Origin of the sequence: Agarivorans albus (assembly GCF_019670105.1) — a bacterium.
GTDB classification, from domain to species: Bacteria; Pseudomonadota; Gammaproteobacteria; order Enterobacterales; family Celerinatantimonadaceae; genus Agarivorans; species Agarivorans albus.
Map to the genome: position 1 here is coordinate 2096234 of NZ_AP023032.1, position 21622 is coordinate 2117855.

The 21622-nt window shown below is 43.0% G+C and carries 15 protein-coding genes; 8 read left to right on the forward strand and 7 right to left on the reverse strand.

Going from position 1 to position 21622, the window contains the following annotated elements; genetic code table 11:
* Position 1 precedes the first annotated feature (1 nt).
* The gene (gene clpA, locus K5620_RS09655) at positions 2–2251 is read left to right on the forward strand and encodes an ATP-dependent Clp protease ATP-binding subunit ClpA (protein ID WP_016401031.1); all 2250 of its coding nucleotides are present in this window, start codon (positions 2–4) and stop codon (positions 2249–2251) included.
* A 73-nt stretch (positions 2252–2324) separates the two neighbouring features.
* Here clpA and infA read toward each other — a convergent pair whose 3' ends face one another.
* From infA to trxB, 4 genes are all read right to left on the reverse strand, one after another.
* The gene (gene infA / locus K5620_RS09660) at positions 2325–2543 is read right to left on the reverse strand and encodes a translation initiation factor IF-1 (protein WP_016401030.1); all 219 of its coding nucleotides are present in this window, start codon (positions 2541–2543) and stop codon (positions 2325–2327) included.
* A gap of 83 nt (positions 2544–2626) precedes the next feature.
* A complete protein-coding gene (locus tag K5620_RS09665; RefSeq protein WP_016401029.1) occupies positions 2627–3310 on the reverse strand; it encodes an arginyltransferase in 684 nt (227 codons plus the stop codon).
* Complete coding sequence (aat, locus tag K5620_RS09670) at positions 3310–3999, reverse strand: leucyl/phenylalanyl-tRNA--protein transferase (RefSeq protein ID WP_016401028.1); 690 nt, start codon at positions 3997–3999, stop codon at positions 3310–3312. The genes K5620_RS09665 and aat overlap by 1 nt, the downstream gene beginning before the upstream one ends.
* Before the next feature lie 98 nt (positions 4000–4097).
* Positions 4098–5054, reverse strand: coding sequence for a thioredoxin-disulfide reductase (trxB, locus tag K5620_RS09675; RefSeq protein ID WP_016401027.1), 957 nt, complete (start codon positions 5052–5054; stop codon positions 4098–4100).
* A gap of 418 nt (positions 5055–5472) precedes the next feature.
* On the opposite strand from trxB, the gene lrp reads away from it, so the two are divergent.
* The 5 genes from lrp to serS all read left to right on the forward strand — a co-directional run bounded on the left by lrp (position 5473) and on the right by serS (position 12024).
* Positions 5473–5961: a leucine-responsive transcriptional regulator Lrp gene (gene lrp, locus K5620_RS09680; protein WP_040306996.1), complete on the forward strand. Its 489-nt coding sequence runs from the start codon at positions 5473–5475 to the stop codon at positions 5959–5961.
* Between the two features lie 119 nt (positions 5962–6080).
* Complete coding sequence (locus K5620_RS09685) at positions 6081–8609, forward strand: DNA translocase FtsK (protein ID WP_016401025.1); 2529 nt, start codon at positions 6081–6083, stop codon at positions 8607–8609.
* Between the two features lie 8 nt (positions 8610–8617).
* Positions 8618–9223, forward strand: coding sequence for an outer membrane lipoprotein periplasmic chaperone LolA (lolA, locus tag K5620_RS09690; RefSeq protein WP_016401024.1), 606 nt, complete (start codon positions 8618–8620; stop codon positions 9221–9223).
* On the forward strand, positions 9223–10539 hold the full coding sequence (locus tag K5620_RS09695) for a replication-associated recombination protein A (protein ID WP_040306995.1): 1317 nt from the start codon (positions 9223–9225) through the stop codon (positions 10537–10539). Before lolA ends, K5620_RS09695 begins: the two co-directional genes overlap by 1 nt.
* Positions 10540–10734: 195 nt before the next feature.
* Positions 10735–12024 carry a serine--tRNA ligase gene (serS, locus tag K5620_RS09700; RefSeq protein WP_016401022.1) on the forward strand — a complete coding sequence of 430 codons (1290 nt, stop codon included), beginning with the start codon at positions 10735–10737 and terminating at the stop codon, positions 12022–12024.
* A gap of 57 nt (positions 12025–12081) precedes the next feature.
* Here serS and K5620_RS09705 read toward each other — a convergent pair whose 3' ends face one another.
* Genes K5620_RS09705 through K5620_RS09715 form a run of 3 tightly spaced genes read right to left on the reverse strand, consistent with a single transcriptional unit; the run spans position 12082 to position 15234 of the window.
* On the reverse strand, positions 12082–12411 hold the full coding sequence (locus K5620_RS09705) for a TusE/DsrC/DsvC family sulfur relay protein (protein WP_016401021.1): 330 nt from the start codon (positions 12409–12411) through the stop codon (positions 12082–12084).
* Positions 12412–12446: 35 nt separating this feature from the next.
* Positions 12447–14516, reverse strand: coding sequence for an FUSC family membrane protein (locus K5620_RS09710; RefSeq protein ID WP_016401020.1), 2070 nt, complete (start codon positions 14514–14516; stop codon positions 12447–12449).
* Positions 14517–14568: 52 nt separating this feature from the next.
* Complete coding sequence (locus K5620_RS09715) at positions 14569–15234, reverse strand: Bax inhibitor-1/YccA family protein (RefSeq protein WP_016401019.1); 666 nt, start codon at positions 15232–15234, stop codon at positions 14569–14571.
* A gap of 303 nt (positions 15235–15537) precedes the next feature.
* On the opposite strand from K5620_RS09715, the gene K5620_RS09720 reads away from it, so the two are divergent.
* Entirely contained in the window at positions 15538–16458 is a 921-nt protein-coding gene (locus tag K5620_RS09720; protein WP_221077477.1) for a manganese-dependent inorganic pyrophosphatase, read from the forward strand.
* Between the two features lie 510 nt (positions 16459–16968).
* Positions 16969–21615 (forward strand): glutamate synthase large subunit, encoded by a 4647-nt coding sequence (gene gltB, locus K5620_RS09725; RefSeq protein ID WP_016401016.1) that lies wholly within the window; start codon positions 16969–16971, stop codon positions 21613–21615.
* The last annotated feature ends 7 nt before the right edge of the window (positions 21616–21622 follow it).

Here is a 21622-nt window from a genome sequence, read left to right on the forward strand (position 1 = left end):
CATGCTAAATAAAGAGTTGGAACAAACTTTAAACCAGGCGTTTAAAGAAGCAAGACAGCAACAACACGAATTCATGACGGTAGAGCACTTGTTGTTGGGTTTATTAGAAAACTCTGCCGCCAAGGAAGCCCTAGTCGCTTGCGGGGCTAACCTCAACCAACTTAACCAAGAGTTAAGCAGTTTCATTGAACAAACTACCCCAGTAATTCCTGAGGACGATGGAGAGCGCGAGACGCAACCAACCCTAGGTTTTCAGCGGGTTCTCCAACGGGCCGTTTTTCATGTTCAATCTTCCGGTAATAGTGAAGTAAGTGGTGCCAATGTTTTGGTTGCCATATTTAGCGAACAAGAGAGCCAAGCCGTTTATTTCCTTAAGAAGGCCGATATTAGCCGTTTAGACGTGGTTAACTTTATCTCTCATGGCATTCGTAAAGATGAAGAACCTAGCGCTGAACAAAGCCCTGCCGATACCGAAGCTCAGTCTGAAGAAACTAAGCAGCTAGAAAGCTTTGCCAGCAACCTTAATCACTTAGTGCTTAAAGGCAAAATCGATCCACTTATTGGCCGCGATAAAGAATTATCTCGCACCATTCAAGTATTGTGTCGTCGCCGTAAAAATAACCCGCTATTGGTGGGGGAAGCCGGAGTAGGTAAAACCGCTATTGCCGAAGGTTTAGCTTATCGGATTGTTCACGAAGATGTGCCAGATGTGATTAAAGACGCCACTATCTACTCCTTAGATATTGGATCTTTGCTTGCTGGGACGAAATACCGTGGCGATTTTGAAAAACGTTTCAAAGCATTATTAAAGCAGCTTGAAAATGCCGAAAACGCCATTTTGTTTATCGATGAAATTCATACCATCATTGGTGCGGGTGCAGCATCGGGTGGTCAATTAGACGCAGCAAACTTAATTAAACCTTTGTTAAGCAATGGTTTATTGCGTTGTGTCGGTTCAACTACTTACCAAGAGTACAATCAAATTTTTGAGAAAGACCGCGCACTTGCACGTCGCTTCCAAAAAGTTGATGTCGTAGAGCCAACAATTGAAGATACCACTAAGATTTTGTTGGGCTTAAAAAGCCGTTACGAAGCTCACCACGATGTACGTTACACCAAACAAGCCATGCGCAGTGCTGCTGAACTTGCCGCTAAGTACATTAACGAACGTCATTTGCCAGATAAGGCGATTGACGTGATTGATGAAGCCGGTGCAAGCATGCGGATGTTGCCAGTTAGCCGCCGCAAGAAAACCATTGGGGCAGGGGATATTGAAGCCATTGTTGCCAAGATTGCTCGTATTCCTGAAGCAAAGGTATCTTCTTCTGATAGAGAAACACTGCGTAGCTTAAATGAAACCTTGAAGATGGTGGTGTTTGGTCAAGACCCAGCCATCGACGTGTTAGTTGATGCCATTCGCTTAAATCGTTCCGGTTTAGGGGCAGAGCAAAAACCTGTGGGTTCATTCTTGTTTGCCGGCCCTACTGGTGTAGGTAAAACAGAGGTGACTCAGCAACTTGCCAAGGCCTTAGGCGTAGAGTTAATTCGTTTTGATATGTCTGAGTACATGGAACGCCATGCTGTTTCTCGCTTGATTGGTGCGCCTCCTGGCTACGTGGGTTACGACCAAGGCGGCTTACTTACTGATGCCGTGTTAAAGCACCCGCATTGTGTGGTGTTGCTGGATGAAATTGAAAAAGCGCACGAAGATGTATTTAACTTGTTATTACAAGTAATGGATCACGGTACGCTAACCGATAACAATGGCCGCCATGCTGACTTCCGTAACGTAATTTTGGTTATGACTAGTAACGCCGGGGTTAAAGAGACTCAACGCTCTGCTATTGGCTTTAAAGAGCAGGACATGAGTTTTGATGCCATGGATGAAATTAATCGCATCTTCGCTCCTGAATTTAGAAACCGCTTAGATAACATTATTTGGTTCAATCACTTAGATGAAACCATTATCGAGCAAGTCGTGGATAAATTTATTGTTGAACTGCAAGCTCAGCTCGACGCTAACGGCGTATCAATGGAAGTAAATGCTGAAGCACGCTTGTGGTTGTCTGAACAAGGTTACGACAAAGCTATGGGTGCAAGACCAATGTCTCGAGTTATTCGAGAACAACTTCGTAAACCATTAGCGAACGAAATATTGTTTGGGCGCTTGAATGATGGTGGACACGTAGATGTTGGTATCAAAGACGGCAAGCTAGATTTTCAATATGAAGATGAAGTTGCTGAAGTTTAATTAGTACTGCAACTACAACCAAAAAAGCCAGCTATTAGCTGGCTTTTTAATTGTTGTATACAACAATTGCGGATTAGCGCGCGCGGAAAACAATGCGCCCTTTTGACAAGTCGTACGGTGTTAATTGAACCGTAACTTTATCTCCGGTCAAAATGCGGATGTAGTTTTTACGCATTTTTCCAGAAATGTGGGCAGTAACAACATGTCCGTTTTCTAGTTCTACACGGAACATTGTGTTAGGCAAGGTGTCTAACACTGTGCCTTGCATTTCAATATTGTCTTCTTTCGCCATTGAGTCCTCTGTTTGACACGCACTTATAAAAACGCAGGGAGGATGCCAGATTTACTGCCTTGTGTAAAGTTTATCCTCTAAATCTATTGCCATTTACTGTTAATAAATCGTTGATGTGGCAAATAGTTCCGTTTGTAGTTCATTTTTCTGCACACATCCACCTGGTAACCTAAATATAACCAGTCTTTGCCTTGCTGTTTAGCTTGGTGAATTTGCATTAAAACCGCTAGATTTCCTAACGAGAGTTTATCTAAGTTTGGATCGAAGAATGTATAAACAGCACTTAATGCCTTTGAGAAAACATCAGTAACACACACCGCGACTAATTGTTCATCTTGAAATAATTTTAGGTATTGAGTGCTCGACCAATCGCATTGTAAAAATTCGAAAAAGGCTTTTTCATTTGGAGGGTATATGCTGCCATCTTTATGCCTAGCTTCGATATAGCGGGCATAAAGTTGATAATCATCTTGATCGAGTTGGTGGTGCCAACGAAGTGTAAGTTGCTTAGCTTTGTTTAGAATTCGTTTTTGAGATTTGCTAGGGCTAAAGTCTGCCACCTTAACTCTTAATGATTGGCATTGACTGCAGGCGCTGCAAGCTGGGCGGTATATCTCATTGCCGCTGCGTCGAAAACCGAGCTCCAACAATTGTGAGTAGTAGGCTGATTTTTGTTCATCATCACACAATAAAAAACACAACTGCTCTTGTTGTTCATCTAAGTAAGGGCAATTGTTTACTTGGCTCAAACCTACTGGCAGTTGCATTAAAAAATTTCCTGTTGGTGCCAACAGTTTATATTTACCTGGTCATCTTTGTGCTTACAAAGTAAATCTAAAAAGTTTTCTCTTTCGATGGCTTGCATACCTAAACTTATCAGGTGGGGATTCTCAACTTGCCCATCGATGTATACGCCGCCATGTTGTTTAAAGTGGTGACAAAAACTGTGAAAAGCCAGTTTAGATGCGTTAGTTTCGGTATGAAACATTGACTCACCACAAAATACCTTTCCAACGAGAACGCCGTATAATCCACCCACTAACTCATCATTTTTCCAAACCTCTACTGAATGAGCTCGACCCAGTTGATGTAAGGCAATATAGGCCTTAATCATGTCTGAGTTTATCCATGTTTCATCAGTGCGTAAGGCTGCACAACGTTTAATAACCTGTGAAAAGTCACGATTCACGCTAACTTGTAACGAGGTTTTACGCATGAATTTTTGCATGCTTTTATTTACGGTATGCAAGGATAGGTCTAGGCCTATTCGAGGATTTGGGCTCCACCATAAAACGGGTTGGTCATCACTAAACCAAGGAAAAATACCGTTATCGTAGGCTGCGATTAATCTTCGTGGACTAAGATCTGCGCCAATGGCTAACAAACCATTAGGATCGTCTAAGGCATTATTTGGAGACGGGAAGGGGCGATTTAGCTCTAGGAATACTGGTTGCACAGGCACTTATAGCTTTTACAATGTCTCTACTAAGTATATCAATATTAAAACGATTATTGATATAAAAAAGCCGGTTTTACAACCGGCTCATCTATTACTTAGTCGTTTAGGCTGTCTAAGTATCGCTCAGCATCTAAGGCCGCCATACAACCTGCTCCAGCAGAGGTAATGGCTTGACGGTAGATGTGGTCGGCCACATCGCCTGCAGCGTAAATGCCTGGGATGCTGGTTTGAGTTGCATTGCCTTCGGTACCAGACTGGATAGTTAGATAACCATCTTTCATCTCTAATTGGCCTTCAAATATACCGGTGTTTGGTTGGTGACCAATAGCAATAAAGGCACCCATAACTTCGATATCTTGGCTTGTGCCATCTTGTACGTTCTGAGTACGTACACCGGTTACACCCATTTCATCGCCTAACACTTCATCCAGTGTTTGGTTTAAGTGCAATACGATGTTGCCGTTAGCTACTTTATCCATTAAACGTTTAGTGAGGATTTTTTCACTGCGGAACTCTTCACGACGGTGAATTAAGTGCACTTCAGATGCAATGTTTGATAAGTACAAGGCTTCTTCAACAGCCGTGTTACCACCGCCAACAACTGCTACTTTTTGGTTACGGTAGAAGAAACCATCACAAGTAGCACAAGCAGAAACTCCTTTACCTTTAAACGCTTCTTCTGAAGGTAGGCCTAAGTATTTGGCTGATGCACCAGTGGCAATAATCAACGCATCACAAGTGTATTCGCCACTATCGCCTTTAAGCTTGTATGGCTTCTCTTTGAAGTCAACTTCGTTGATATGGTCAAATACAATCTCGGTTTCAAATTTCTCAGCGTGAGCTTGCATACGCTCCATTAGGGCAGGGCCTGTTAAACCTTCTGCATCACCTGGCCAGTTTTCAACTTCAGTGGTTGTGGTCAGCTGACCGCCTTGCTGAATGCCAGTAATAAGCACTGGGTTTAAGTTGGCGCGTGCCGCATATACAGCTGCAGTGTAACCTGCTGGGCCAGAGCCTAGGATAATTAGTTTGTGGTGTTTTGCATTGCTCATGATTGCTACAATTCCTTAAAGTTCTTGCTTGATATATGAGGGTACAAAATCCGAAATCAAGCGTAATAAAGCGAAAAAAGTGCGCTTTATACAAAGTAGAAGTTTGTTGGACACAGCATAATAGGCTTCGTTATTCCTACCAAATAATAAAACTTTATATGGATATGCGTATTTATCTAGCCTTTAATTCGGCTTTTTACTTGATAGTCCGTGCATTTTGTGGAATAAATAATGCTCAGGGATAAGACAAAAGTTTAAAAAAGTCTATTGGCTTGGGTTTTAGCTCTGCATCTCGCTTGGAATGACTTATTTATGTGTGAAAGGATATTCACATAATTTATGCAATTACCTCAAGTATTAATGCATAAAAAGTCAGCACAACTAGGTGTGCTTAGGGACAACAATCGTATCACCATTAATGGAAGCAAAAGGTCGACCAATGAAGGAACTGGATCGTATTGATCGCAACATACTTAATGAGTTGCAAAAAGATGGCCGCATATCGAATGTGGAACTTTCAAAACGTGTAGGCCTTAGCCCTACACCTTGTCTAGAAAGGGTTAGACGTTTAGAGCGCCAAGGTTACATTACTGGTTACACTGCTATTCTAAACCCTCAATACTTAGACGCTTCGCTACTGGTTTTTGTTGAAATCACGTTGAATCGCGGTGCTCCTGACGTATTCGAACAATTTAATCATGCTGTGCAACAGCTTGAAGAAATTCAAGAATGTCACTTAGTGTCAGGTGATTTTGATTATCTATTAAAGACCCGCGTAGCAGATATGTCTGCTTACCGTAAGTTGTTAGGTGAAACCTTGTTGCGCCTACCTGGTGTTAACGACACCCGTACTTACGTAGTGATGGAAGAAGTGAAGCAGAGTAATCGACTAGTTATCAAAAACTAACGGAGTCGTTTCCCCCTCCAATTCATTTTTGATAAAGTTAAACAAGCGGCTATAGCCGCTTGTTTTGTTTTTAGACAAACAGAATAATTATTGGATATTTTTAGTTCAAGGGAACGCTTGTGACAGATACTACAGACAGCAAATTGTCTGGCTTTGCTCGAATTGCGGAAGTGTGTGCCATCGCAATGGGCGCTTTAGGTGTTTACCTAATGGTAGCCTTATTAAGTTTTAATCCGAGCGATCCTAGTTGGTCGCAAACTGCTGGTCAGCAAAGTATTGCTAATGCTGCGGGAAGTTCTGGTGCTTGGTTTGCCGACTTACTGTTGTTTAGTTTTGGTTTTATGGCTTATAGCATGCCGTTTATTTGTGGTTTGTTGGCTTGGGCCTTGTTTTGGCGCCCTTGTCCTATAGCCCAAGTAAACTTCTTCACCTTAGGTCTCAGGCTAATTGGCTTTGTATTCACCTTCGTTAGCTTAACCACGCTAGCGAGCATTCATATTGATGATTTTCATTTCTTTTCTTCAGGAGGCTTAGTGGGAGATATCTTCACTCAGCTAATGATTCCAGTGTTTGGCTTGCTTGGCACTAGCATTATTTTATTAGCCGTTTTTGCCGGTGGTATTACCTTGTTTACCGGTCAATCTTGGGTTCAGTTTGTAGAGCAACTTGGTGGGGGCCTTAACTCAACTTACCGTGCAATAGTGAGTTTTCCTGAACGTTTACGTAATAAAAAACAGCGCGAGTTAGAGCAAGATGTTCTTATGAGGGATTTTGCTACTGAGTCTTCATCACAAGAACCTGCTCAAAGTGACTTATCAGCAGGTAATGAAGAACTTCAACAGGATTTTGTTGAAGAGCAAAATACATATCAAGAGCCAACGCTCGAGCAAACTGTTTACTCAGAGCCAGAAACCTCTGTTGCTGTTGAGCCTAGTTTCTCCATGGACAGTGACTTTGAAGCAGAGTTGTCACAGGCAAAAGAAGATATTGAATTTGCTTACGAAGATGAAGCGATTGATCCACCAAGTGTGATTATCGATGATACCGCTCCTGAGCCCATGCCTGATATCCCTTTTGACGGTGAAACTGTCGCTGTGGCTAAACCGCCTGCAGCTAAACCCGCAGTGCCGGTAAAACCTGCTCAACCAAGGTTAAGCCGTTTACCTGATATGAATTTGTTGGATAGACCCGACAAAAAAGCTAACCCAATTTCACCAGAAGAATTAGAGCAAGTTTCTCGTTTGGTTGAAGCAAAGCTGCTTGATTTTAATATTCAAGCATCAGTAGTTGCCGTTCATCCTGGCCCAGTAATTACCCGTTTTGAGCTCGATTTAGCGCCAGGGGTTAAAGTTAGCAAAATTACTAACTTGTCTAAAGATTTAGCACGCGCGCTGTCTGCTATTAGTGTGCGGGTAGTGGAAGTGATACCTGGTAAGTCGGTGATTGGATTAGAATTACCTAACCGTTATCGTGAGATTGTTTATCTTAGCGAAGTTATTGATAGCAGTACCTTCCATCAGTCAAAGTCGCCTTTAGCTATGGTGCTAGGCAAAGATATCGCCGGTCAACCGGTGGTCGCAGATTTGGCAAAAATGCCTCACTTGTTAGTTGCAGGTACTACTGGTTCTGGTAAGTCGGTGGGCGTAAACGTAATGATTGTGAGTCTTCTGTATAAATCAACACCAGAAGATGTTCGGATGATTATGATCGACCCTAAAATGTTGGAGCTTTCAGTTTACGAGGGTATTCCTCATTTGTTGTCTGAAGTTGTTACCGACATGAAAGAAGCGGCGAATGCTTTACGTTGGTGTGTTGGCGAAATGGAAAGACGCTACAAGTTAATGTCTGCAATGGGAGTGCGAAACCTTAAAGGTTTCAACCAAAAAGTGGTAGATGCTATTGAGTCCGGCAACCCAATTGTTGATCCATTGTGGAAGCCTGAAGACAGTATGGCTGAAACTGCGCCAACCTTAGAAAAACTACCTCATATTGTGGTCATCATTGACGAGTTTGCCGACATGATGATGATTGTGGGTAAAAAAGTTGAAGAGTTAATTGCACGTATTGCACAAAAAGCCCGTGCGGCAGGTATTCATTTGGTGTTAGCTACTCAGCGACCATCGGTAGATGTTATTACCGGTCTAATTAAAGCGAATATTCCGACTCGTATGGCCTTTCAAGTTTCTAGCCGTATTGATTCACGTACCATTTTAGACCAGCAAGGCGCTGAAACCTTGCTAGGTATGGGAGATATGCTTTATTTGCCGGCAGGCACTGGAGTGCCAACCCGTGTTCACGGCGCATTTGTGGACGATCACGAAGTACATGCTGTGGTATCGGCTTGGAAAGAACGTGGCGAGCCAGATTACATTGATGAAATATTAAATGGTGAGGCTGGTCCCGATGCTATGTTGCCAGGTGAAGTAGCAGAGTCTGATGAAGAGTTAGATGCTTTGTTTGATCAAGCTGTTATGCACGTTACAGAAACACGCCGTGGCTCGGTATCTGGCGTACAGCGTAAGTTTAAAATTGGTTATAACCGCGCCGCTCGAATCGTTGAGCAAATGGAAGCTCAGGGCATTGTTAGTGCACCAGGTCATAACGGTAACCGGGAAGTTATCGCGCCGCCTCCAGTGAGAATTGATTAAGAGAAAAGATGAAAAAATTATTAAGTATAAGTTTTGCGGCTTTGTTATCTGCTCAAGCATTTGCCAATGACGCCGCTAACGAGTTAAGAACGCATCTTGCCGATTTAAAAGGGTTTCAAGCGCAGTTTAAACAAACCGTGATAGATGCTGATGGCGTAAGCATTCATGAAGCCGAAGGCAAACTAAGTTTAGCTCGCCCCGCTAAGTTAAACTGGCAACAAGTGATGCCTGAGCAAGATATGATTGTGTCTGATGGCTCAACCATTTGGTATTACAGCCCGTTTGTTGAGCAAGTAACGATTATGGATGCGAGTGAAGCCATCAATCAATCACCATTCATCTTGTTGGCAGATGACCGCAGCGAAAGCTGGCAAAATTATCAGGTAGAAAAACAGCAACAAGGGTTTTTAGTTAAGTCTAAAGATGACCCACTACAAGCTGCTTTTTGGGTAAAGCTAAATGCTGATAATAGTATTTCTCGCTTTGATATTATTGAAAGTACCGGACAGCGTAGTCAGTTTGATCTTCAAGGTTTTAAAGCCAACCCAAGCTTTAGTGAAAAACTGTTTAAGTTTGAGATCCCTAAAAACACTATGATTGATGATCAACGCTAATGAGCTTAGAGCTGAATTTTGAGGCCGACTTTAGGCCTCTTGCTGCGAGAATGCGGCCCAGCAAACTAGAGCATTATGTCGGCCAGCAACATATTTTGGCTGCAGATAAACCTCTGCATAAAGCCATTTCTTCTGGGCAGTTGCACTCGATGATTCTTTGGGGGCCTCCTGGTACAGGAAAAACCACCATTGCAGAATTAGCCGCATTGTATGCCGATGCGGAAGTAGAAAAGATCTCAGCCGTAACCGGGGGGATAAAAGAAGTGCGCGCCGCTATTGATCGCGCTCTGCAAAACAAACAGGTTAGTCGGCGCACCATTTTGTTTGTTGATGAAGTTCACCGCTTTAACAAAAGCCAACAAGATGCGTTTTTACCGTATGTCGAGAATGGCACTGTTATCTTTATTGGCGCAACTACCGAAAATCCGTCTTTTGAACTCAATAACGCCTTATTATCACGGGCCAAAACTTATGTATTACGCGCTTTAGACAGTGAGGCTATTCAACAACTATTGAGTAGGGCAATTAACGAAGATGAGTTGCTAAAGCAACACACACTAAATTTTGAAGAAGGTGTACTAGAAGCGCTTTCCACATTAGTGAGTGGGGATGCACGCCGCGCCTTAAACTTGTTAGAGATGATGAGTGAATTGGCTGAGGGCGAAGGTCTGCAGAAACAGCTAAGTTTTGATCTTCTCAAGCAAGTTGCCGGAGAGCGCTATAGTCATATAGATAAAGGCGGCGATAAGTTTTACGATTTGTTATCAGCCCTACATAAATCTATCCGTGGTTCATCGCCGGATGCTGCATTGTTTTGGTACTGTCGAATTTTAGAAGCTAGTGGTGATCCTCTATCGGTTGCGCGACGATGTTTAGCTATTGCCTCTGAAGATGTGGGTAATGCCGACCCCCGCGCGATGCAAATTGCTGTAAGCGCCTGGGACTGCTTTACCCGAGTAGGCGCAGCCGAAGGGGAGCGGGCGATAGCTCAAGCTGTGGTTTATTTGGCCTGTGCGCCTAAAAGTAACGCGGTGTATACCGCTTTTAAAGCGGCTAGGCTTGCAGCAAAAGAGTTCGGCGATGCCGAGGTGCCTGTGCATTTGAGAAATGCGCCAACCAAGCTAATGGCGGAACTAGGTTATGGCGCAGAGTACCGCTATTCTCACGATGAACCTAATGCATATTCTGCTGGTCAACAATATCTTCCAGACCCTTTATTAGGCCATCAGTTCTACCATCCAGAGCCTCGTGGTTTAGAAAAGCAGATTGCTGAAAAGCTTGAATACCTGCGTAATTTAGACCAACAAGCGCAATAGCCAACAATAAACAACACTATTTTCAGTTTATTACTCAATCCAGCCTATAGCCCGATTGTGTCTGTAAGTAGTTGCTTTATAATAAGCGAGTTTTGGAAACCAAATAATTAGCAAAGCTTATTTTGCCTTCACTACCGTAGGCTAAATTGGAGCTTTGCCTTTAATTAACGACAAGAATTGGAAGTAGGTTATTGAATGTTAGACGCTAATTTGTTGCGCGGCGAAATAGAAACCACCGCAGAGCGCTTAAAGACTCGTGGATTTGAACTAGATGTAGCACGATTGACAGAGCTAGAGAGTCGTCGTAAAGAGCTGCAAGTTCGTACCCAAGAACTACAAAATGAGCGTAATACCCGTTCCAAATCTATCGGACAAGCTAAAGGTCGTGGTGAAGATATAGCGCCACTTTTGGCAGAAGTAGGCCAGCTTGGCGAAAAGCTCGACGCTGCTAAAGCCGAACTAAGTGAGCTGTTAGAAGAAATTAAAGATTACGCTTTAACTTTACCTAATCTTCCTCATGCGAGCGCACCTATTGGTAAAGATGAAGAAGAAAACGTTGAATTACATACTTGGGGCGAACTTCCAAGCTTTGATTTTGAGGTTAAAGATCACGTTGATGTAGGTAGCGATTTACAAGGGCTAGATTTTGCTAATGCAGTTAAAATTAGTGGTTCACGCTTCATTGTAATGAAAGGCAAGATTGCTAAGTTACACCGTGCAATCGCTCAGTTTATGTTAGATACGCATACTGAGGAGCATGGTTACCAAGAAATGTACGTTCCTTACTTGGTTAACTCAGACTCTTTATATGGCACCGGTCAAATGCCTAAATTTGGCAAGGATTTGTTCCATACTCAGCCAGCGACCGAAGAAGGCATTGGCATGAGCTTAATCCCAACTGCAGAAGTACCGCTCACTAACATGTTACGCGACAGCATTGTTGAAGAGGCTGAATTGCCGATTCGAATGACTGCTCATACGCCGTGTTTTCGCAGTGAAGCAGGCTCATACGGCCGTGATACGCGTGGTTTGATCCGCCAACACCAGTTTGACAAAGTTGAAATGGTGCAACTGGTTCACCCAGAGAAGTCTTACGAAGCATTAGAAGAGATGCGCCAACATGCCGAAAATATCCTTCAAAAGCTTAAACTTCCTTACCGCGTTGTAACGCTGTGTACAGGTGACATGGGCTTTGGTGCAACAAAAACCTACGATTTGGAAGTGTGGGTTCCGGCTCAGAAGGCTTACCGCGAAATCTCTTCAGTATCTAACTGTGAAGATTTCCAGGCTCGTCGCATGCAAGCACGTTTTCGTGCTACTGGTGCTAAGAAGCCTGAGTTACTGCATTCATTAAATGGCTCTGGCTTGGCAGTAGGCCGTACTTTGGTGGCAATTTTAGAGAACTACCAAAACGCCGATGGCAGCATCAAGGTTCCAGAAGTTTTGCAGCCTTATATGGGCGGTTTAGAAACCATTGCGGTTTAAGTAATGTTTAAAAGAAAAAGCGCCTTTAGGCGCTTTTTTTTATAGGTAAATCAAATGCTAAATGCATTTTACTGGTTTAGGCAGCCCGGCAACTTTAGTGGCTTGTTTTGCTGGGCCTTGCGGAAATAGCTTATACAAGTAACGGCTATTACCTTTTTCTGGACCAAACTTTTTGGCCATCGCTTTAACTAAGGCTCGCATGGCCGGGGAAGTATTAAACTCTAAGTAGAAGTTGCGAACAAACCTCACCACTTCCCAATGGGCTTCGCTCATTTCAATTTCTTCTAGCTGGGCTATATGCGCTGCTAGGTCTTCCGACCAGCTGTTTAAGTCGATTAAATAACCATTTTTATCGGTTTCAAATTGCTGACCGTTAAATTCAATCATTGTGTACTTTGTGCCTTCTTTATCTTGTGGCTAGTTTACCACTTACCATTTACCAGTAGTTGACGAATTTTCTTTAAGTCTTTGCCGATTAATTGAAGTTGATAAGCAATCAACAGTTCGTTGCCGACTAACTGGGGAAGAAGTTGGTTAATTGCTCGGGTAAATGCATCGTTGTTTGCTTGCACTATGGGTCGATGTGGCCCCTTTAGTAACAAGTAATCATGCATCAATTGTAATTCGCTTTGAATCAATTCGCCTAAACAGGCCAAACGCTCGGCCGCCTGATTGGACTGTAGTTGAGTGCGGTGTGTTGATAATGCAGATAAATGCGATAACAAGTGATGGCTTAAGCCAACTAGCTGATATAAGTCTGGCGATAAACGCTGCTTGTGGCTAGGTTCTGCTAGCATGTATTGCCAATGTCGAACTAGCTCAGCTTCGCTTTGATATGCGTGGTAGCGACTTAATCGAAAATCAGTGGTTTCTTCAACATCGCCATTAAAGTACTGGTTAAAAATAGCAGTTTGATAATTGGCAGTGTTGGCAAACAATTGGCTAATTATTTTTCTGCTTTGTTTATGTTGCCAATCGGGCCACAGGTAACGAAGTGCCGCCATTGCCATTAAGGCACCAATTACTGTTACTAAGGTACGCACTATCAATGCTTCGTTAGCGGGGTAGCCTTGAAGATCGAGAGAGATGGCAACAAACACCGTAATCATGGCAACCGAAATGGCGTAATTAAGGTGAAAGAACAAAAAGAATAACAGCACTAAACCGGGGATTAATGATGTTAGTGCTATGTCGGGTAGACGTAAGTAGCTCAAGGCTGCTGCAAAGCCGACACCAACTATGGTGCCGTATACTCTTTTATCTACGCGTTTTTTAGTATCGTGATAATTAGGTTTTACCACTAGTAAACAACTAAGCATTAGCCAGTAGGCATGTTCATCGCCAGACAATTGGATTAATCCATAGGCAAGTAGCATTAGCGTGGCCATTCGCAAGGCATGGCGATTAATACTTAGGCTGATATCAGCAGCCTGAGACAGGTATTGTTTTACCGATATTCGAGTAAATGGTGAGAAGCTTTGTTCTGGCTCGGGGAAATGCTGTTCGTTAAAACATAGGGCAATCACCTTATGCAAATTTTTCAGCATATAGGCAAAGCGGGGAGGAACATTTTTTAGATTTGCCCGTGCCGTTTCTAAATCATCGACAGCGGATATTAATTCTTTCTCTGCGCTTGCATCGAGGTGCTTTGCACCAATAACCCGTGCGATTTTAACTAACACTGTTCTCGTGTCGGCTAGTAAGGTTCTTGGCAATACTCGTTGTAAACGTTGGTAGTCTAAGTGTGAGGAGCTTAAGCGTTCATGCAGCAGCTGTGCTTTAAAAAAGCGGTCCATTTGGCTGGAACCCACATGCTGTTTGTTACGCTGCTGGTAAACATATAATCCATGGCGAATAACACCCAATTGCTCTGCAATGTCGGCGCTTTGAGCCGTTAGCTTTACTTGTATATCGGTGATGTTTGCTTCGCGTTGAAACAAACGGGTCTTAGTTAATTGATAAAGACTAATCTGTTTAAATATTTGGTCCAGCTGTCTGTCTAACCAGCGGGTTGGATATAGCGCATTAATAAGCAATGAGAGAAGGGCGTAACTCAATGCGCCTATCACTAACCAAAAGGGTTGTAACCAAGGGTTTTCGTAGGTGTTGTAACCAAGCATCGTATATATAGCGATGATTAACGAACACAGGGAAATTGCACCGTATTTTTGCCCAAGCACTGGCATGCGCATAAATAGATAGCTAGAACAAAATAAGCCAATGGCAAATAGCCAGGGAAGGGGAAACAGTAAAGTAACTGAGATGCTGGCTAGGGAAAAGCTCGCCATCATCAACAAGGTGCTTTGCAGGCGATGTTGATAAAAGTCTGGGCTGTCTGCTAGTCCTGCTGCAACCACGCCAAGTGTTGCTGTTAAAGCGAAATCTAAATTAAATACCAAACCTAGGCTGAGAATAAACATAGCCAAACCAGCGGCTTTACAGGCTATGGTCCAATTAAGTTTGGAAGCATCTAGTTTAAAATTAAGTACCATAAATAAAAACGCCCTGTAAGAACAGGGCGTAATAGTCCTTTAGCTGAATAGCTTAGTCGTCGTTTAGGAAACCTAAAATACTTAGCAAGTGAACAAAAATGTTGAATACATTTAAGTACATTGAAATTGTTGCACGTATGTAGTTGGTTTCATTACCGTTTAGAATGTTGCTGGTATCATAAAGAATGAAGCCAGAAAACAACAGTACTGCTGCACCACTAATGGCTAGGCTAAGCATTGGGATTTGCAAAAACAAGTTAAGCAACATGCTAACTACAACAACGATTAGGCCTGCCATTAAGAAACCACTCATAAAAGAGAAGTCTTTCTTAGTGGTTAGCACGTAACCAGACAAACCAAAGAAAATTAAGCCTGTCATGCCAAGGGCTTGCATTACAATAGCAGGACCTTGTGGGAATTGGAGGTAAGCACTAAGCAACGGGCCTAAAGAGGCGCCCATTAATGAAGTGAATACAAAAGTCCAAACCAAACCCATAGAAGAGTTGATACTTTTCGGTAGAACGAAGAATACGATTACCATGGCGGCAACCATCATACCAATAGATGCCAGGCTACCAATTCCGGCGACTACTGCAAAGAATGCTGCAATGGCACTGGTAAACAAGGTCATCGAAAGTAAGGCGTAGGTGTTACGCAATACCTTATTTGTTTCCAGTTTCGATGCAGCGCTATAGTTTATCGTGCTCGGCTGATTCATTTTTTCACTCCGTTATGACTGAGTTAGTTCGTTAAGTTATGTAAAACGAAATTGTAGTATAACGAGTTTTTTTACAAATAAAATCAAATCCGCCATCTAAAAGTGGGCTTAGCCTCACCAAATTATCATCGAATAATTTCCTAAGACGCTCAACTACTTAACAAAATTGCTTTGATTAAGCGAAATAATCAACAAGCTTAAACCTTCCTTAGTATTGCACTCGCCATCACATAGCCCTATGATCAGCGCATTAACAGGGCAGTTTGCCTAAACCATTCAACGATTAAGAGAGACGGATAACAGATGTTAGTTTTAGGACATACTAATCCAGACTGTGACAGTATTGCCGGTGCAATATCGTTAGCAGAGTTATTAACCAAGCAAGGCACACCAGCAACAGCGATTGCTCAAGGTGAACCTAATCCTGAAGCCAAATTTCTCTTAGACAAAATTGGTTTTGCAGCGCCAGAAGTGCGCACAGAGATCGCTGGCGAAGATGTTTGGCTAATTGATTACTCTGATTGGGGGCAAGCGCCAAAAGACGCTAAAAAAGCTAACATTCGCGGTATCGTTGATCACCATAAACTTGGTGATATCACTACTGCTGAACCTTTAGAGTGTTGGATCCGCCCTGTAGGTTGTAGCTGTACGATTGTTTATAGCATGTATCAAGCCGCTAATATTACGCCTAGTAAAGAAGCCGCTACCCTAATGTTAGGCGCTATCTTAAGCGATACAGTTAAATTTAACTCCCCAACATTTACACCAGTAGATCGTGAAGCTGCAGAAGCCTTAGCTTTACTGGCTGGTGTTGAAGATATTGATGCATTTGCAGACGAGCAATTTGCAGCAAAATCTGATGTGGCTTCAGTGCCTGCGGATGAGTTAGTACTAAGAGATCAAAAAGTTTATGAGATTAATGGTAAACAATTTGCCATTGCTCAATTAGAACTTACTTCAGTAAAACCGGTACTAGCCCGTTTAGATGAGTTAGAAACGGCCTTAGTTGCGCTTAAACAAGCAAACAACTACCACACCGCTCTTGTGTTGTTAACTGACATTACTACCCTAAACTCTACTGGCTTAATTTGTAGTGATGAAGCTGCACTGGTTGCTTCTACTTTAGGTGGAACTATCGAAGGTTCAGTTATCGACCTACCTGGCGTAGTTAGCCGTAAGAAACAAGTTATGCCGCCGCTACAACGTGAGTTTGATGTAGCTTAAAGGGCAAACCTTTCGCTAAAAGCCAGCGTCTATCGCTGGCTTTTTTGTAGGTAAATGTTAGATCGCTTTCTTTTGTAACTCTCGGTAGCGTTTTCAGCAACATGATGCTTTAAAATGGTTTACAAATTACGTTATTTTATTACGTTAAGATGCCTTTAACGCAAAATTATCAAGTGATAGTGAATTTTTCTGCACTATTTGTGAGAAAAAACTCGCTTTTTTAGTCTCTTACGCATTTTTGTAAAAAAAAATCGTGTTTAATTTCAAGTCAAGTCTGAAATTCAAATTATATCTGTGGTAGCATTTCGTTTACTTTCGTGACGAATGGACTAGCTCCTGCGTTATTGAATGCTGTTGTTTTGGAGGTTTTTAGAATAATTATCTGTGAAAGGTAGTTGTTCACACATCATCGATAGATGGTGGGGCTCCTCTTTAAATGAAAATACTATTGATGTCTAAGGTCCTGTCGGTCTGAATAACATTAATATAGCAGTAAATAGGAATTACTGGATGACAAACATAACTCAACACAATAAGAGCCTTTATAGGCCAGAATTCGAACACGATAGCTGTGGTATCGGATTCGTTGCCCACTTAAAAGGGCGTAAAAGTCATGATGTGATCGAAAACGCATTAACCATGCTTACTTGCATGGAGCATCGTGGTGGTACTGGTTGTGACGTAGATAGTGGAGACGGCGCCGGTATTCTCATTCAGCTTCCTCATGAGTTTTTTAACGAAGAAGTAACAAAATTGGGCTTCAGCTTACCTAAACCAGGTGAGTACGGCGTGGGTATGGTTTACTTCCCTGCTGGTGAAGCTATTCGTCGCGAATGTCGCGAGATACTAAACCGTAACATTGAAAAACTAGGCCTAACCTTATTAGGTTACCGCGTAGTTCCAAAAGACAACTCTAGCCTAGGTCAAGCATCTCTAGATAATGAGCCGCAAATTGAACAAGTGTTCATTGCGCGTCCTGCTGACTTAGACCAGCAAGTTTTCGAACGTAAGCTATTTGTTTTACGTAAATACACCTTGCACATCGCTGATGCGACAGTTGCCGGTGTAGACGAAGACTTCTACATGGCTTCGATGTCTTCTCGTACTATTGTGTACAAGGGGCAGTTAACTACGGCTCAAGTACGCAAGTATTACTTAGACCTTCAAGACTCTCGTGTGGTTTCGGCAATTGCCATGTTCCACTCGCGTTTTTCTACTAACACATTCCCAGCATGGCGCTTAGCACAGCCGTTCCGTTACATTGCACATAATGGTGAAATTAACACTGTTAAAGGTAACGTAAACTGGATGCGCGCACGTGAGTCTTTGCTTGCAAGTGTAAACTTCAGCAAAGAAGAACTGGATATGATTAATCCAGTTTGTGATATCTCTCGCTCAGACTCTGCAAACTTAGACATGTGTGTAGAGCTACTTGTATTAAGTGGTCGTCCGCTTGAACAAGTAATGATGATGGTTGTGCCAGAAGCATGGCAAACTCAAGATGACATGGACCCGGTGAAGCGTGCCTTCTACGAGTACTACTCTTGCATCATGGAACCATGGGATGGCCCAGCTTCAATTTCATTTACCGATGGTAAAGTAATTGGCGCAACTCTTGACCGTAACGGCTTACGTCCTTCTCGTTACCTAGTAACCGATGATGGTTTAGTAGTAATGGGCTCTGAAACTGGTGCATTGGTTGTAGATCAATCTAAAGTGGTTCAAAAAGGCCGCTTGCAACCAGGTAAAATCTTCATTGCCGACCTAGAACAAGGCCGCATTGTTGCTGATGATGAAGTTAAACACACAGTGTGTTCTAGCCAGCCTTATGGCAAATGGGTAGAAGAAAACAAGATTGTTTTAGATGATCTTCCATTACCAGAAGGTTACGACCGTTTTGCTACGCAGCACAGCCTAGAGAAACGTCAAAAAGCATTTGGCTACAGCCAAGAAGATATTAACGCGGTATTAAAGCCGATGGTTGGTACTTCTAAAGAACCACTTGGTGCAATGGGAACAGATACGCCGCTAGCGATTTTATCTGATAAAAACCCGCACTTATCGCATTACTTTAAACAGTTGTTTGCCCAGGTAACTAACCCGCCAATCGACCCAATTCGTGAAGAAATGGTAATGTCACTACGTACATACGTAGGTGCGGACTTAAACTTACTTGAAGAAACGCCGCTGCATTGTCGTAAAGTTGAGATTAAGCAACCAGTATTAACTAACGACCAGTTAGCTAAGCTACGTAGCATTGATCACAATCACTTCCAAGCTGCGACTATTCATACCACTTTCCACGCCTCTGGTGCAGAAAATGAGTTAGAAAAAGCGCTTGAGCGTATTTGTCGTCATGCTAAAGATGCGGTAGATGATGGTTTCTCAATTCTAATCTTGAGTGACCGTAAAGTAGATAGTGACCACGCAGCAGTGCCTTCAGTACTAGCTACAGCAGCAGTTCACCACTACTTAATTCGTGAAGGCATTCGTGCTCACGCAGACCTAATTGTTGAGTCTGGTGATATTCGCGAAACCCACCATTTAGCAACTGTATTAGGTTATGGCGCAGCAGCGGTTAACCCATACTTAGCAATTGAAACGCTTCTTGATATGCGCGACCAAGCAATTATCGAAAGCAGCCTAAGCAACGATGAAGTTGTTGAGCGCTACACTAAAGCAGTAAATAGCGGCTTGCTAAAAATCTTCTCGAAGATGGGTATTTCTACACTTCAGTCTTACCAAGGCGCTCAAATCTTTGAAGCGCTTGGTATTAACTCTGAAGTAGTGAAAAAATACTTCACCGGTACAGTGACCCGTATCGAAGGTTTAAGCTTAGACGGTATCGCTACAGAAGCACTAAACCGTCACCGTGAAGGTTTCCCTGCAGACGACAACCCATTCAGTGATCTAATCCTGAAAACGGGTGGTGAGTACGCATGGCGTAAAGACGGTGAACGTCACCTATTTAACCCAACAACGATTCGTTTGCTACAAAATGCTTCGTCGACTAACGACTACAAAGTGTTTAAAGAATATGCTGCAAACGTAGATAACCAAGCTAAAGAAGCTTTCACGCTACGTGGTTTATTGAAGTTTAAATCAGACCGTGAAAGTGTACCGCTAAGTGAAGTTGAATCAGCAGAAACGATTCTTAAGCGTTTTGCTACTGGTGCAATGAGCTTTGGTTCTATTTCTTGGGAAGCGCACACTACACTAGCAATTGCTATGAACCGCATTGGCGGTAAGAGTAACTCTGGTGAGGGCGGTGAAGACCCAATTCGCTTTAAGCCTATGGAAAATGGCGACTCTATGATCTCTAAGATCAAACAGGTTGCTTCTGGTCGCTTTGGTGTAACTAGCCATTACTTGGCAAATGCTGAAGAGCTACAGATCAAGATGGCGCAGGGTGCTAAACCGGGCGAGGGTGGTCAGTTACCAGGTGATAAAGTTGATGCCTGGATCGGTAAAACTCGTGGCTCAACGCCAGGTGTTGGTCTAATTTCACCACCTCCACACCACGACATCTACTCAATCGAAGATTTAGCCCAGCTAATCTACGATTTGAAAAATGCTAACCGCGATGCACGTATTAACGTTAAGTTAGTATCAGAAGCGGGTGTAGGTACAATTGCTTCTGGTGTATGTAAAGGTTACGCCGACGTAGTACTTATCGCAGGTTACGACGGTGGTACTGGTGCTTCTCCACTTAGCTCAATTAAACACGCGGGTCTGCCGTGGGAGCTAGGTCTAGCAGAAACGCATCAAACGCTAATTCAAAATAAACTACGTAGCCGTATTACTGTACAGGCCGATGGTCAACTTAAAACACCACGCGATTTAGCTGTAGCAACTTTGCTAGGTGCTGAAGAGTGGGGCGTAGCAACTGCAGCCCTAGTAGTTGAAGGTTGTACCATGATGCGTAAGTGTCACTTGAACACTTGTCCAGTGGGTATTGCTACTCAGGACCGTCGTTTACGCGAGCGTTACGCAGGTCAAGTTGACCACGTTGTCAACTTCTTCAAGATGATGGTTGAAGGTTTACGTGAAATTATGGCTGAACTAGGCTTCCGCTCAATTAATGAGATGGTAGGTCAAAGCCAGTGTCTAACACCACGTACCGATGTTGATCACTGGAAATACAAAGGCGTGGATTTATCTCCAATCCTTTATAAAGCTGATGACAGTGGTAACGAAACACTTTACTGCAGCCAAGAGCAAAAACACTTAATTCACGACATCGTGGATCGCCAGTTAATCAAAGATGCCGCTAAGGCGCTTGAGAGTGGCGAAGAAGTATCTCTGAAATCAGAGATCATCAACACCAACCGTAGTGTTGGTACCATGCTGTCGAACGAAATATCTAAGCGTTATGGTGCTGAAGGCCTACCAGAAGACACGATTAAAGTGAAATTCAACGGTAGTGCAGGCCAAAGCTTTGGTACTTTTGCCGCTAAAGGTATTAAGTTTGAACTTGAAGGCGATGCCAACGATTACTTCGGTAAAGGTTTATCTGGCGCCAAATTAGTGGTTTACCCAGATTCAAGCGCACCGTTCGAAGCACGCAAAAACATCATTGTAGGTAACGTAGCCTTCTTTGGTGGTACTTCTGGTGAAGCTTATATTCGCGGTATAGCTGGCGAGCGTTTCTGTGTTCGTAACTCTGGTGTAACAGCCATTGTTGAAGGCGTAGGTGACCACGGTTGTGAATACATGACCGGAGGTAAAGCGGTAATTCTTGGTGAAACGGGCCGTAACTTCGCAGCTGGTATGTCTGGCGGTGTAGCGTACGTATTAGACCGTAACAAGCAATTTGCCTCACGTTGTAACATGGAAATGGTTAAGCTAGGCGGCGTTGAAGACGCAGCTGAAGCAGCCGAGCTAAAAGCATTAATCGAAAATCACTTAGAGCAAACTGGCTCTGATGTAGCAAAAGAATTGCTAGCTGATTGGGATAACGCACTTAGCATGTTCGTTCGTGTAATGCCTACCGATTACGAGCGTATGCAGAACTACATGAAAGAAGCTAAAGCCACAGGTGAGCATGAAACGGATTACGATGTAGCGGTAGCTGCATTTGATATGCACCTTGATAGCGTAGCGCAAGCGAAAAAAGCCAAGGCTGAACAAGCCAAACAAAAAGCTGAAGCGGTTTAGGAGAGAG